At 59.2% G+C, this 13,050-nt stretch carries 12 protein-coding genes and 1 pseudogene; 2 read left to right on the top strand and 11 right to left on the bottom strand.

From position 1 onward, the window contains the following. Positions 1-198 (top strand): annotated as a pseudogene (locus AC1DVF_RS27385) (IS110 family transposase); the annotation flags it as partial. A 105-nt stretch (positions 199-303) separates the two neighbouring features. On the opposite strand, the gene AC1DVF_RS27380 reads toward AC1DVF_RS27385, so the two are convergent. The 11 genes from AC1DVF_RS27380 to AC1DVF_RS27330 all read right to left on the bottom strand — a co-directional run bounded on the left by AC1DVF_RS27380 (position 304) and on the right by AC1DVF_RS27330 (position 11,872). Then, the gene (locus AC1DVF_RS27380; RefSeq protein ID WP_034151854.1) at positions 304-948 is read right to left on the bottom strand and encodes a methionine ABC transporter permease; all 645 of its coding nucleotides are present in this window, start codon (positions 946-948) and stop codon (positions 304-306) included. After that, on the bottom strand, positions 938-2,059 hold the full coding sequence (locus tag AC1DVF_RS27375) for a methionine ABC transporter ATP-binding protein (protein WP_477783463.1): 1,122 nt from the start codon (positions 2,057-2,059) through the stop codon (positions 938-940). Before AC1DVF_RS27375 ends, AC1DVF_RS27380 begins: the two co-directional genes overlap by 11 nt. 2 nt (positions 2,060-2,061) lie before the next feature. Further along, positions 2,062-2,871 carry a MetQ/NlpA family ABC transporter substrate-binding protein gene (locus AC1DVF_RS27370; RefSeq protein ID WP_477783462.1) on the bottom strand — a complete coding sequence of 270 codons (810 nt, stop codon included), beginning with the start codon at positions 2,869-2,871 and terminating at the stop codon, positions 2,062-2,064. A 119-nt stretch (positions 2,872-2,990) separates the two neighbouring features. Next, positions 2,991-4,349 (bottom strand): LLM class flavin-dependent oxidoreductase, encoded by a 1,359-nt coding sequence (locus AC1DVF_RS27365; protein ID WP_477783461.1) that lies wholly within the window; start codon positions 4,347-4,349, stop codon positions 2,991-2,993. Next, positions 4,349-5,542, bottom strand: coding sequence for an SfnB family sulfur acquisition oxidoreductase (locus tag AC1DVF_RS27360; RefSeq protein WP_460089482.1), 1,194 nt, complete (start codon positions 5,540-5,542; stop codon positions 4,349-4,351). The genes AC1DVF_RS27365 and AC1DVF_RS27360 overlap by 1 nt, the downstream gene beginning before the upstream one ends. A gap of 25 nt (positions 5,543-5,567) precedes the next feature. Beyond that, positions 5,568-6,809, bottom strand: coding sequence for an SfnB family sulfur acquisition oxidoreductase (locus AC1DVF_RS27355; RefSeq protein WP_477783460.1), 1,242 nt, complete (start codon positions 6,807-6,809; stop codon positions 5,568-5,570). A 290-nt stretch (positions 6,810-7,099) separates the two neighbouring features. Then, on the bottom strand, positions 7,100-7,864 hold the full coding sequence (locus AC1DVF_RS27350) for a hypothetical protein (protein WP_186620768.1): 765 nt from the start codon (positions 7,862-7,864) through the stop codon (positions 7,100-7,102). Between the two features lie 471 nt (positions 7,865-8,335). Then, a complete protein-coding gene (gene tcyN, locus AC1DVF_RS27345) occupies positions 8,336-9,085 on the bottom strand; it encodes an L-cystine ABC transporter ATP-binding protein TcyN (RefSeq protein WP_093440573.1) in 750 nt (249 codons plus the stop codon). Between the two features lie 4 nt (positions 9,086-9,089). Beyond that, the gene (tcyL, locus tag AC1DVF_RS27340) at positions 9,090-9,755 is read right to left on the bottom strand and encodes a cystine ABC transporter permease (RefSeq protein WP_175559671.1); all 666 of its coding nucleotides are present in this window, start codon (positions 9,753-9,755) and stop codon (positions 9,090-9,092) included. A gap of 50 nt (positions 9,756-9,805) precedes the next feature. Continuing rightward, entirely contained in the window at positions 9,806-10,606 is an 801-nt protein-coding gene (gene tcyJ / locus AC1DVF_RS27335; protein ID WP_093440581.1) for a cystine ABC transporter substrate-binding protein, read from the bottom strand. Between the two features lie 273 nt (positions 10,607-10,879). Next, positions 10,880-11,872, bottom strand: coding sequence for a D-cysteine desulfhydrase (locus AC1DVF_RS27330; RefSeq protein ID WP_093440586.1), 993 nt, complete (start codon positions 11,870-11,872; stop codon positions 10,880-10,882). Between the two features lie 190 nt (positions 11,873-12,062). Here AC1DVF_RS27330 and epsC point away from each other — a divergent pair, with 190 nt between their 5' ends. Continuing rightward, positions 12,063-12,989, top strand: a complete 927-nt coding sequence (gene epsC / locus AC1DVF_RS27325) for a serine O-acetyltransferase EpsC (protein ID WP_016983653.1) — start codon at positions 12,063-12,065, stop codon at positions 12,987-12,989. Positions 12,990-13,050 lie beyond the last annotated feature (61 nt).

Here is a 13,050-nt window from a genome sequence, read left to right as displayed (position 1 = left end):
GACCCCGAGGCCCGCCGACTTTTGCACAACGCAGCGATGTCGGCTAGCCGTACGATAGCCTGGAAAGGGTTTTACGAAGCCCAAAGAGCACGGGGTTTCAGCACCACGCAGGCGTTGGTGATGCTGGCTCGCAAACTTGCTCGGGTGGTATTCGCCTTGCTGAAAGGGCAAAGCGAATATCAGGCAAAAGTCAGTTGAGGGCTTCCCCTCAACCATAGAATCTCCCACAGTGGAACGCATTCCAAATGTGGGAAGCCTGCTCGCGATAACGGTTGTGAAGGCGCCGCATGAGCTCGGCCAGACTCAGCGCTTGTTCAACCCCCGCGCCAAGCGATCCCCACCCAACTGAATCACCGCGACCAACGCCACCAGCAACACAATCACCGTCAACATGATCTGGCTGTCAAAGCGCTGATAGCCGTAGCGATAAGCGATATCCCCCAAGCCACCGGCACCAATCGCCCCGGCCATGGCCGAGGAGTTGATCATCGTCACCAGCGTAATCGTGAACCCGCCGACAATCCCCGGCAGCGCCTCGGGCAATAGCACATGCCAGACAATGTGCCAACGTCGGCAACCCATCGCCTGCGCGGCTTCGATCAAACCATGATCGACCTCACGCAGGCTCACTTCGGCAATCCGCGCAAAAAACGGCGTCGCCGCAATCGTCAGCGGCACCACGGCCGCCCACACTCCGTACGTGGTGCCGACAATCAACCGGGTAAACGGAATCAGCGCGACCATCAGAATCAGAAACGGGATCGAGCGGAACAGGTTCACGAACGCGCCCAAGGCACGATTCAGCACCGGCGCCTCGTAGATGCCGCCCTTGTCGCTGGTGACCAGGATCACCGCCATGGGAATCCCCACCAGCAAGGCGATCAGCGACGACACGCCGACCATCAGAAACGTGTCGATAAAACCCTGCAACAAGCGATCAAACCACATAACCCAATACCTCCACCCGTTGCGCCCAAGGCGTGGCGCGCTCGCGCAGTTGCTCGGCGCTGAACGAAGAGCCGCTCACCGCCAGCAATAGTTGCCCCAGCGCATGCCCCTGAATCCGTTCGACGCCGCCCTGAAGCAGCTTCACCCGGCCACCCAATGCCGCGAACAGTGCCGCCAGATCCGGCTCGTCACTGGCGCTGCCGGTGAACTGCAAACGCAGCACCACAGCGGCATCGGAGGACGGCGCTTGAGCCTGCAAACGACTCTGCAGTTCTTCCGGCAACGCGTGTTGCAGCGGCGCGAGCATGGTCTGGCTGACCTCGTGCTGCGGATTGCCGAACACTTCCCAGACCGGGCCTTGCTCGACCACCCGCCCGTGCTCAAGCACGACAACGCGGTGGCAGATTTCGCGAATCACAGCCATCTCATGGGTAATCAATACGATGGTCAGGCCCAGGCGTTGGTTGATCTCACGCAGCAAGCCGAGGATCGACTGCGTGGTTTCCGGATCAAGGGCTGAAGTCGCTTCGTCGCAGAGCAAAATATCCGGGTCGTGCACCAGCGCACGGGCGATGCCGACGCGTTGTTTCTGCCCGCCAGAAAGCTGCGCCGGATAAGCCTTGTGCTTGCTTTGCAGACCGACCAGTTCGAGCAATTCGCGGACTTTTTTGTCGCGCTGCTCTTTTGGCACGCCCGCGACTTTCAGCGGCAATTCGACGTTCTGCCAAACGGTCTTGGCCGACATCAGATTGAAGTGCTGGAAGATCATGCCGATGCGCCGGCGCAAAGCAACGAGACGGTCTTCATCGAATTCGCCGATGTCGACCTGATCGATCAGCACGCGCCCGGACGTCGGCTGTTCCAAACGATTGATCGTCCGAATCAGCGACGACTTGCCGGCGCCGCTACGGCCGATGATGCCGAACACTTCACCGCGCTGGATCGCCAGATCAATGCCCTGCAAAGCCGCGACCGGGCCTTGCCGGCCGTTGTAGGTTTTGCCCAGACCGATGAAGCGTACGTGGGCGCGATTCAGCTCAGGGTGCAGCTCGGTTTTTTCAGCATGGTGTGGCTCTGGAATCTCCAGTCGCCGTTGGATCGCGGCCGTCATGCTCAGCTTTCCCAACCGGCTTGATAGAGCTTGCCGTGGGCTTTATCCAGCGCCGCGCGAACAACCGGCGAATGCTGGTAAATGTCGACGAATTTGATCAGGCGCGGGTCGGTTTTGCTTTTCGGCTGGATGACGAACTGGATCACGTATTCCTTGTGGTCGAGGCCGTCGAACAGCAGCGCCGAACCGGCATCGAAAGTCTTCGCCAGACGAATGTAGGCCGGGTAGCCCTGGACCAGATCGGCGTCGTCATAGGCGCGTACCAATTGCACGGCTTCGACTTGGAGGATTTTGATTTTCTTCGGGTTGGCGACGATATCGTCTTCAGTAGCCTTGTAGCCGACGCCCGGCTTCAGCGTGATCAAACCGGCCTTGGCCAGCAATTGCAAACCACGGCCGCTGTTGATCGGGTCGTTGGCGATGGCGACGCTGGCGCCTTCGGGCAACTCATCGAAGCTTTTGTATTTTTTCGAGTAGAGACCGACGTTGTTGATGATCCCCGGGGCGAACGGCACCAGATCAAAACCCGAGGCGGCTTTGGCGTTTTCGAGGAACGGAATGTGCTGGAAGTAGTTCACGTCGATGTCGCCGGCGGCGAGGCTGACGTTGGGTGCGATCCAGTCGGTGAACTCCACCAACTCGACCTTCAGGCCTTGTCTGGAGGCTTCTTCGACGGCGGCTTCCAGAGGAATGGCGAAGGCGGCGGTGGTGCCGATTTTCAGTGGGGCGTCGGCGGCGAAGATGGCCGAGCTGAACAGGCCGAGAGCCAGGGCCAGTGCTTTGACTGGGTGGGACAGGCGTTTTTTGGTCATGATGAGTTTTCCAGTCAGTGCATAAGATTTGTGGTGTCTGGTCGGGCCTCTTCGCGAGCAAGCTCGCTCCCACAGGGAAATGCATTCCAAATGTGGGAGCGAGCTTGCTCGCGAAGCTTTTAATGCCGGTACGAAGAGCCGGTGTGTTGCTCCGGTAGCTGCGCTGCACCGTGAAACAGCTTCTCGCGCAAGCTGCCACTGTCGTACGCAGTCTTGTACGACCCGCGCCGTTGTAACTCCGGAACTACCAGCTCAATGAAATCGACGTAGCTCTCCGGCGTAACAATGCGGGTCAGGTTGAAGCCATCGAGGCCGGTCTCGGCGATCCACGATTCCAGCTCATCCGCCACTTGCTCAGCCGAACCGACCACGGTGATGTAGCGGCCACCGAGGGCGTGCTGGTCGAGCAATTTGCGCCGGGTCCAGTCGTTGTTCTGCAGGTTCTTGGTGGCCGACTGAATGGCGTTGCTCTTCACGTACTGGATCGGTTCGTCGATCTCGTATTGGGAAAAGTCGATGCCGGTGGAGGCGGAAAAATGCGCCACGCCGGCTTCGGCGCTGGCGTAGCTCAGATACTCGGCATGCTTGGCCCACGCGGCTTCTTCGGTCTCGCCGACAATCACGTTAAGGCCCATGAACACCTTGATGTCTTCAGGATTACGCCCGGCTTCGACGGCGCTGGCGCGCACCTTGTCGACCTGAACCTTGGTCGACGGTTTGTTCTGGCCGCTGATGAACACGCACTCGGCGTGACGCCCGGCGAACAGCAAACCGCGCTCAGAACTGCCGGCCTGGAACAGCACTGGTGTGCGCTGTGGCGACGGCTCACAGAGGTGATAACCCGCGACCTGATAGAACTCGCCCCTGTGCTCGACCTTGTGCACTTTTTCCGGGTTGGCGTAGATCCGCTGCTCACGGTTATTCAGTACCGCGCCGTTTTCCCAACTGCCTTCCCAGAGTTTGTAGAGCACTTCCAGGTACTCGTCGGCCTGGTCATAACGACGGTCATGTTCGACCTGTTCGCTGAGGCCCATGGCTTTCGCAGCGCTGTCGAGGTAACCGGTAACAATGTTCCAACCCACCCGACCACGGCTCAAATGATCGAGCGTCGACATGCGTCGGGCGAACAGATACGGCGCTTCGTAGGTGAGGTTGGCGGTCAGGCCGAAGCCGAGGTTCTTGGTCACAGCGGCCATCGCCGAGACCAGTAGCAACGGATCGTTGACCGGCAACTGGATCGACTCTTTCAACGTCACGTCCACCGAGTTCTGATAGACGTCATACACGCCGACGATGTCAGCGATAAACAACCCGTCGAACAGCCCACGCTCCAGCAGTTGCGCCAGTTCGGTCCAGTATTCAATGGTGTTGTAGCGCGTCGAGGTGTCGCGCGGATGCGTCCACAGGCCATGGTTGATGTGGCCGATGCAGTTCATGTTGAACGCGTTGAGCAGGATCTTCTTTTTCACGGCGCTCATCAGATCGTCCCTCGCAATGGAGGGTTTTCATCGTTGAGGTAGTAGTTGCCCACCGCGTGGTATTTCCAGCGCACCGGGTCGTGCAAGGTGTGCACGCGGGCGTTGCGCCAGTGGCGGTCGAGGCCGTGTTCGATCAGGGTCGCCTGGCTGCCGGCCAGTTCGAATAGCGTGCTGCCGGCGGCCAAAGAGATTTCAGTGCTGATCGCCCGTGCTTCGGCGACGGCAATCGAAGCGGCAGCGACGGTTTCTGCACGGGTCTCGGCTTGCGCAGCGTCGAGGAATTCGCCGGCACGTTCGAGCAAGGCTTCGGTAGCGTGCAGGCGAATGCTCAAGTGGCCGAAGCTTTTCAGCGTCAATGGATCTTCAGTGGCTTTGTCGTTGCCGGAGTCGATCCACGGCCGCGTCTTGCTGCGCACAAAGTGCAGGGCGTCTTCGTAAGCGGCGCGGGCGATGCCGGTGTCGATGGCGGCGTGAAGGATCTGCGCCAGCGGGCCGACGGTGGTTGGACGTTCAAAGGCGCTTTGAAATGGCAACACGTCTTCAGCCGCGACGTACACGTCTTCGAACACCACCGAACCGCTGCCGGTGGTGCGCTGGCCGAAGCCGCTCCAGTCGTCGATCACGGTCAGGCCTTTGCTGTCGCGGGGGACGAAGGCCAGTTGCTGTACACCGTTTTCATCCACCACAGAAGTGGGAATGCGCTGTGCGTAAATCGCGCCGGTCGCATAGAACTTGCGGCCGTTGATGCGATAGCCGTCACCGTCGCGTTTGAGACTGGTGACGCGATCGTGGGCCGTTTTGGTGCCCAGTTCTGCCAAGGCATTGCCGAAGCGTTGGCCAGCGAGCACTTCGGCGTACAGCCGTTGTTTTTGCGCGTGGCTGCCGTTTACGCGCAGCACTTCCAGTGCGTAGAAATGGTTCTGCGGAATCTGCCCAAGCGAGCCGTCAGCCTGAGCGATCAGGGCAATGACTCTAGCCAACGTTACGTTGGACACGCCAGCGCCGCCGTACTCCTTGGGTACGCTGATGCCCCACAGGCCCGAGCGGGAAAACACGTCGAGTTCTGGCAGAGGCAGGCGGCGTTCACGGTCGCGCAGGGCGCTGTCGCGTTTGAAATCTTCGGCCAGGTCGCTGGCGACGATCAGGGCTTGCTCATCGCTGGTGATGACCGCGACGTGATGGGAAAAAGTCATAGGTTTCTCCAGATGTCTGGTCGTCTCAGATCCAGGAATGGCGAGCAGGCAAAGTGCCGTTGAGGCGATAGGCGCCGACCACGTGATATTTCCAGCGCACCGGGTCATGCAGGGTGTGCACGCGGGCGTTGCGCCAGTGGCGGTCGAGGTTGAATTCGGCGAGGGTGGCGCGGCTGCCGGCCAGTTCGAAAAGCTTTTCGCTGGCGAGTAAGGAAATCTCGGTGGTCAGCACTTTCGCTTCGGCCACGGCGATAGAAGCGCGTGCGGCAGATTCGGCAGTGAGCGGCGCAGCGTGTACTTGATCGAGAACCTGCCCGGCCTTGCGCAGCAGCGCTTCGGCGGCGTGCAGTTCGATTTTCAGTTTGCCGATATCGGCGATCACATAAAGATCATCGCTGGCGCGATCAACCTTGGCGTCGATCCACGGCCGTGCGCGGGTTTTGATGAACTCAATGGCGTCATCAATGGCGCCACGGGCGATGCCGGCGTCGATCGCGGCTTGAATCAGCTGCGACACCGCGCCTTGGGTGTTCGGGGTTTCGTTGATCTTCCAGTTGTCGACCACCAGGCTCGACTCGACGCGCACGTTGTTCAGCAGAATCGTACCGCTGGCGGTGGTGCGCTGACCGAAGCCCGACCAGTCATCAACGATGCGCAAACCCGGTGTGCCGCGACGAACGAAGGCCAGCACTTGCTTGCCGTCATCGTTGAGCGCCTTGACCGCGACCCAATGCGCAAACAGCGCGCCGGTGGAGTAAAACTTCTGGCCATTGATCACGAAATCATCGCCATCAGCGGTGATCCGCGCTTTCAGTTCCAGGGTGTTTTTGGTGCCGCGCTCAGGACCGGCGTTGCCGATGCGCCAGCCTTCCAGAACGCTCTGGAATAGCTGTTGTTTCTGCGCTTCGGTGGCGCTGCCGAGTACCAGATTGATGATGCCGAACTGGTTCTGCGGGATCTGCCCCAACGCCGGGTCGGCGGCGGAGATGATCGCGAACACTTCGGCCAGAGTGACGAATGAAACCTGCGGGCCACCGTATTCGCGCGGGATGGCGATGCTGCCTAATCCGCTGCGGGTGAACTGTTCGATTTCCGACCACGGCAGCTTGCGCTGACGGTCGCGTTTGGCCGCCTGCACGCGGGCGACTTGCGCCAGTTCATGGGCGGCCTCGATGGCCTGGGCGTCGTTGCGCAAGACCTGCGCAGGCAACAACAACGGGGCGATGTCCAGATCAGACTGGACGTTTGCATCTGCCAGACTGGACATCAGTGCCGCTCCTTGGCTGCACGCAATGCCCTGGCGATCTGCACTGGGGTGATTGTGTTCCGGACCATACTACCTACCTCACATCTCATGAAAAACGCCGCAAAAGTGCGGCGAACGAATGAATGTCCGGTGGTCCGGTTTATATACCCTAAACGTGTATAAATATTAAATAAACTAACTTTTAGGAATATGCATAGAAGAGGTGATGGTCGGGTTGGTTAAGAATTTTTTTGCGGCTGGAATGATCCGGTGGCGAGGGCGCTTGCTCTCTCGCCACAGGGGCATTGTGTTCAGGGCTTGCGGGATTCGGCGGCTTTGAGTTCGGGCCTGAGCGGGACTTTCAGATAAGGATTTGCGCAGCCGATTTTCAAGGTGCGGGGCGGTGCCCAGCGGGAGTTGTTGCCGACCCGATCGAGAATGCAATACGTCACGTCCAGGCGCAGATCCTCGCCTGCTTCGACGATCACCGACGGCGGTACCCAGACTCGAATCGGCAAGCCGATATCTGCGGCGGTGACCGGTGCCAGATCCATGCGCACGTCACCCCAGCGCAAGGTGATCGCGTCATCCTCGGCCATGTTCAGATACGGCTCGATGGTCAGCGGCACACCGCGTTTGATCTGGTTCGGATTGACGCCCTGACGGCGTATGGCGTCGGGGATGGTCACCGGGGCCAGTTGCTGATTTTCGTCTGCGCTCAGCGCCGTGGGTTGCCCGCCGGGGCAGTCCAGTTTGACCTGTACGCGCGTCGCCGCCGAAAACGCCGGCCCCTGACCGACCTGCATCACCCGGTAGTGGATGCGCGCGGTGCCGTTGGCGATGAAACTTTCCGGCACTCGCAGGCTGACGGTTGTGCCGACGTCATCCGCCGTCAGCACTTTGGAAGCGACATAGCATTTGTTCCAGAACAGCTCGATGAGATCGCCGCTGTCCATATCAGGGTAGGGCGACACCTCGATCAAGAGGTGTGCGGCGGCAGCCAGATTGATGCCGGTTTTTTGCGCTGGCGCGAGGGTCGGCGCTGCCAGTTCGGGGGTGTGCGAAGTGCGGGTCATCGATTTCTCTCCTTGAAGCCTTGCAGCGAAGTCCGTTTCTGAAAGAACAAAAAGCGTGAATAAACTGGCAATAAAGCTTTGGGCTTTTATTCAAGTTGAAGACGGGGTGGTTGAACTAGTTGATGCCGGTTGCCGACTAGATAAGAGTCTGCGGGATGGGGTGTCAATAGACGATATTAGTTAATCCGTGAATTACGAATTAATCAGAAGTTTCCTACGCCATTGCGGCCATATGCCTAGGTGGTCAGGCGAAATTAACCACGAGGCACAGGGCTTTCTCGGCGTTTTATGCGCGGATTTATTTGAGCACTATCATTTGATGTGGCATGGAAGGAGGCGGGTGTTATCTGTTGCAGAACATATATATGTACTGTTAGGGATATGTTTTGTTTGAGAGGGGGCTGAAGCAGGTAGATGTTTTATAAAGGGGACTTCCATCCGTGGAAGTTATCGGTGATGCAATAAAAGTTATCAGGCGTGATTCAGAAACTTGCTGAGAAACTGTTTAGTACGTTCTTCTTTCGGGTTGGCAAACAATGCCTTCGCTTCACCTTGTTCGACGATCACGCCTTTATCGAAAAACACCACACGGTTGGCCACGTCACGAGCAAAACCCATCTCGTGGGTGACGATCACCATGGTGCGTTTTTCTTCAGCCAGTCCACGAATCGTCGCTAGCACTTCGCCGACCAGTTCCGGGTCAAGCGCCGAAGTCGGCTCGTCGAACAGAATCACTTCCGGTTCCATCGCCAGCGCCCGGGCGATCGCTACGCGCTGTTGCTGACCACCAGAGAGACGACGCGGATAAGCGTCTTCCTTACCGGCGAGTCCGACCTTGGCCATCAGCTTTTTGCCCAACGCAATTGCCTCGTCGCGCGGCATCTTCTTGACCACGATCGGGCCTTCGATGACGTTTTCCAGTGCGGTGCGATGGGGGAACAGGTTGAAGTTCTGGAACACGAAGCCCACATGCTGGCGCAGGTTGCGCACCAGACTTTGCTGCTGGTTCAGCGGGCGGCTGGTATCGATTTCGATATCGCCGACCTTGATCCGGCCACTGGTGGGTTGTTCAAGGAAGTTCAGGCAGCGCAGGAACGTCGTTTTCCCCGACCCGCTGGGGCCGATGATCGCGACGACTTCGCCTTCCTTGACCTCGAGGTCGATGCCGTTGAGCACGACCTGACCCTTGAATTGCTTGGTCAGTTTTTCCACGACAATCATGGGGTCAGGACTCCTGGTCGTGCCGATTGACCCGCTCTTCCAGCTTGTTCTGGAAGTGCGAAAGCACCGTGGCCAGAATCCAGTAGATCAGCGCGGCGGCAAGATACATGGTGAAGACTTCGAAAGTCCGGGCGGTTATCAACTGTGCCTGACGGAACAGCTCCGGCACCTGAATGGTGGCGGCCAGTGCCGTGTCCTTGACCAGTGAAATGAAGCTGTTGCCCAGCGGTGGCAACGCCGTGCGCATCGCTTGCGGCAGGATGGCCCGGCGCAGGGTTTGCGCGCGGGTCATGCCGATGCTCGCAGCGGCTTCCCACTGGCCGCGCTCGATCGAACCGATCGCGGCACGGAGGATTTCACAGGCGTACGCGGCCATGTTCAGCGAAAAGCCGATCAGTGCCGCTGGCAGTGGATCAAGCTCTATTCCCAGTTGCGGGAAGCCGTAATAGATCACGAACAGCTGCACCAGTAACGGCGTACCGCGGAAGAACGACACGTAGACGCGGGCCAGCCAGCTGACCGATTTGAAGCGCGACAGGCGCATCAATGCCAGGCCGAAGCCCAGCAGCAGCCCGAAGAACATCCCGCCTAGGCTGAGGATGACCGTGAAATACGCGCCCTTGAACAGGAAGGGCGCGGAGTCCACCAACAGCTGTGTGGTTTCGGCGATTTGCTGGCTCAACTGCGGGAAGTCCAGTCCGAACTGAAAACCTGCTTCCATTATTTAGTGACGTCTGCGTTGAAGTATTTTTTCGACAGCTTCTCAAGGGTGCCGTCGGCACGCAGCTCGTCGAGCGCCTTGTTCAATGCAGCCAGCAACTCAGGCTCGCCTTTACGCAGGGCAATACCGGATTCCTGACGGGAGAAAGCTTCACCGGCAGCGACGGTTTTTGGCGCTTTCTTGGCGTACTCAAGTGCAGCCAGACGATCGATCAGGATGGCGTCGGTGCGGCCGTTGTTCAGGTCGGCGAACTTGGTCGGATCATCGTCGTAAGTACGGACGTCGGCGCCCGGCACGTTGGCGCGGACCCATTGTTCGTAGTTGGTGCCCAGACCTACGCCGACTTTCTTGCCGGACAGGTCATTGGCGGTCTTGATGTTCAACGCGGCTTCCTTGCTCTTCAGCACCAGCGCCTGAATGCCGGAAACGGTGTACGGCTCGGAGAAGTCATACTTCTTCTTGCGCTCTTCGGAGATGGTCACCTGATTGACCACAACGTCCAGACGCTTGGATTCCAGCGCGGCGAGAATGCCGTCCCACTTGGTTGGCTGAATCTTGGCTTTGACGCCGAGTTTTTGCGCCAGCGCTTCGGAGAGTTCAACTTCGAAACCGGACAGCTTGCCGTCGGCATCAACGAAGCTGAACGGTGGGTAAGTGCCTTCCAGGCCGACGTTGATAACGCCTTTGTCCTTGATCTGTTGCAACTGTTCACCGGCCACTGCCTGGCCGATCAGACCGGCGCTCAGCGCAAGCCCCAGCGAACCCACCAGCAGATTGCGACGTAGTGCGGAAAAATTCATGACAAGCCCCTGTGTTTTCTTATGGAAGACGCTTAAGCAAAGTTGGCGAATGGGTGATTCGGACGACAGCGCTATCCTGCCTTAAAGCAGCTTATGCGTCTCTCGCGAAATTCGCCTGCGGCGAGACTATAAGATGTCTGTGTTAGACTTGAAAATACTTAATATCTGAAATGTTATTCTTTATTGGAATATGTATTGTCTGTGGAAAAAGATCGCCGCCTGCGGCAGCTCCTGCATGAGATCACTTGTAGAAGCTGCCGTTTTGATCTTCTGTTACAGGAAGTCCTTGTAGGCAAACAACGCCGGCGCCCCACCGGTATGCAGGAAGATGATCGGGCCTTCATCAAAGCGCTGACGACCAATCCCGTCGAGTAAACCTGCCATGGCCTTGCCGGTGTACACCGGATCGAGCAACACCGCTTCCTGACTCGCCAGCAGCTTCAGCGCCGCCAGCGTCCCGGCATTCGGCTCGCCATAACGCGGGCCGAAATATTCGTCCCACAACTCGACCTTGAAGCTGGCCGGCAGTTCGACGCCGAGCAGCGCCGCCGTGCGTTCGGCAAGTCCCTGAACCTTCGGCCGCTGATCTTCTTCACTGCGCGAAACCGTCACGCCAATCACCGGCAATTGCGGCAGCACTTCGCTCAACGCCAATGCCAGACCGCTGTGCGTCCCGGCACTGCCCGAGGCCAACACCACGGCGGCGAAATTCAGGCCGGTGTCGTTGATCTGCTCGGCCAGTTCCAGACCGGCGCGCACATAGCCCAACGCACCGAGCGCATTGGAGCCACCAATTGGCACCAGATACGGCTTCTTGCCGTTGCTGCGCAGGCGGGCGGCGAGGGCGGTCAGTTGTTCGTCGGCGTTGTCGAGGTTGTCGACCAGTTCGACCTTGGTATCGAACAGATCCAGCAGCAGGCGGTTGCCGTTGCCGGTGTAATTGCTGTCGTCAGTGCCCAGCGGATTTTCCAGCAGCGCCACACAGCCAAGACCGAGTTTGGCGGCGAGTGCGGCGGTTTGACGAACGTGGTTCGATTGCAGCGCACCGGCGGTAATTAGCGTATCGGCACCTTGCGCCAAGGCATCGGCAGCGAGGTATTCGAGTTTGCGCAATTTGTTGCCGCCCATGGCCAGCGGCGTCAGGTCATCGCGCTTGATGTACACCTCGCGGCCGAGCCAGGTGGACAAGCGTTCGAGTTTTTCCAGGGGCGTCGGGTGGCCGAGCAGGTCGAGACGGTCAAAGCGGTCCAGCTGTTGTTTGATCATGGGTCCGTACTGGCGGAGGAAGATGAAAGGACTATAGGCACGCGCTTTTGCAGGGGCAACCGTGAATCGCTTATAGCCAAATGAACTGAGCCCAGCACTATCGGTTCTTAATTCGCCTTCGCGAGCATGCCGTAAAGTAGGCGCCGTTGACGCGGCCAGACAGTCCGGCCGCCCGTGAGGAGTCTTTACCGTGAGCGAGCGTTCCAGCCATTGGCAATTGCAGACCATCGTCAGTCAACTGCGCAGCGCGCGGGATCAGTGGCGGGCACAGAACGGCCGGGCGTCCGGCGAGCAGGGCGGTCGCGAGTTGCCGTCCCGCGCAGCGATGGCGGAGATTCTTGAAGCATTGTGTGGCGCGTTGTTCCCGATGCGCCTGGGCCCGGTGGATCTGCGCGAAGAGAGTGAAGATTTCTACGTCGGCCACACCCTCGATGTCGCGCTGAATGCGTTGCTGGCGCAGACCCGCCTGGAGCTGCGTTACGTCGCCCGCCACAGTGCCCAGGCCGACACCGAAGTCGAAGCACGCGCGATCCAGATCGTGCAGGATTTCGCCCTCGCACTGCCGGGCCTGCGCACGCTGCTCGACACCGATGTGCTGGCCGCTTATCACGGTGATCCGGCGGCACGCAGTGTCGACGAAGTGCTGCTGTGCTACCCGGGGATTCTTGCGGTGATTCACCATCGCCTCGCGCACCATTTGTATCGCGCCGGTTTGCCGTTGCTGGCGCGTATCAGCGCGGAAATCGCCCATTCGGCGACCGGTATCGATATCCATCCGGGTGCGCAAATCGGCCGTAGTTTCTTTATCGATCACGGCACGGGCGTGGTGATCGGCGAGACCGCGATCATTGGTGAGCGCGTGCGGATTTATCAGGCCGTGACCTTGGGTGCCAAGCGCTTCCCGGCGGATGAGGACGGGCAGTTGCAGAAGGGCCATCCGCGCCATCCGATCGTTGAAGATGACGTGGTGATTTATGCCGGGGCGACGATTCTCGGGCGGATCACCATTGGCAAGGGTTCGACCATTGGCGGCAATGTGTGGCTGACGCGGAGTGTGCCGGCGGGGTGCAATTTGACTCAGGCCAATTTGCAGCATGATGACGGGACGCAGAAGTAGGCTCTGAAATTGCGTTGCGGCATCAGGCCTCTTCGCGAGCAGGCTCGCTCCCACACCACAC

The organism is Pseudomonas sp. P4_D7 (assembly GCF_056401755.1).
The sequence above is the reverse complement of the archived record's forward strand: the minus strand, read 5'-3'. Positions and strand labels throughout refer to the sequence as shown.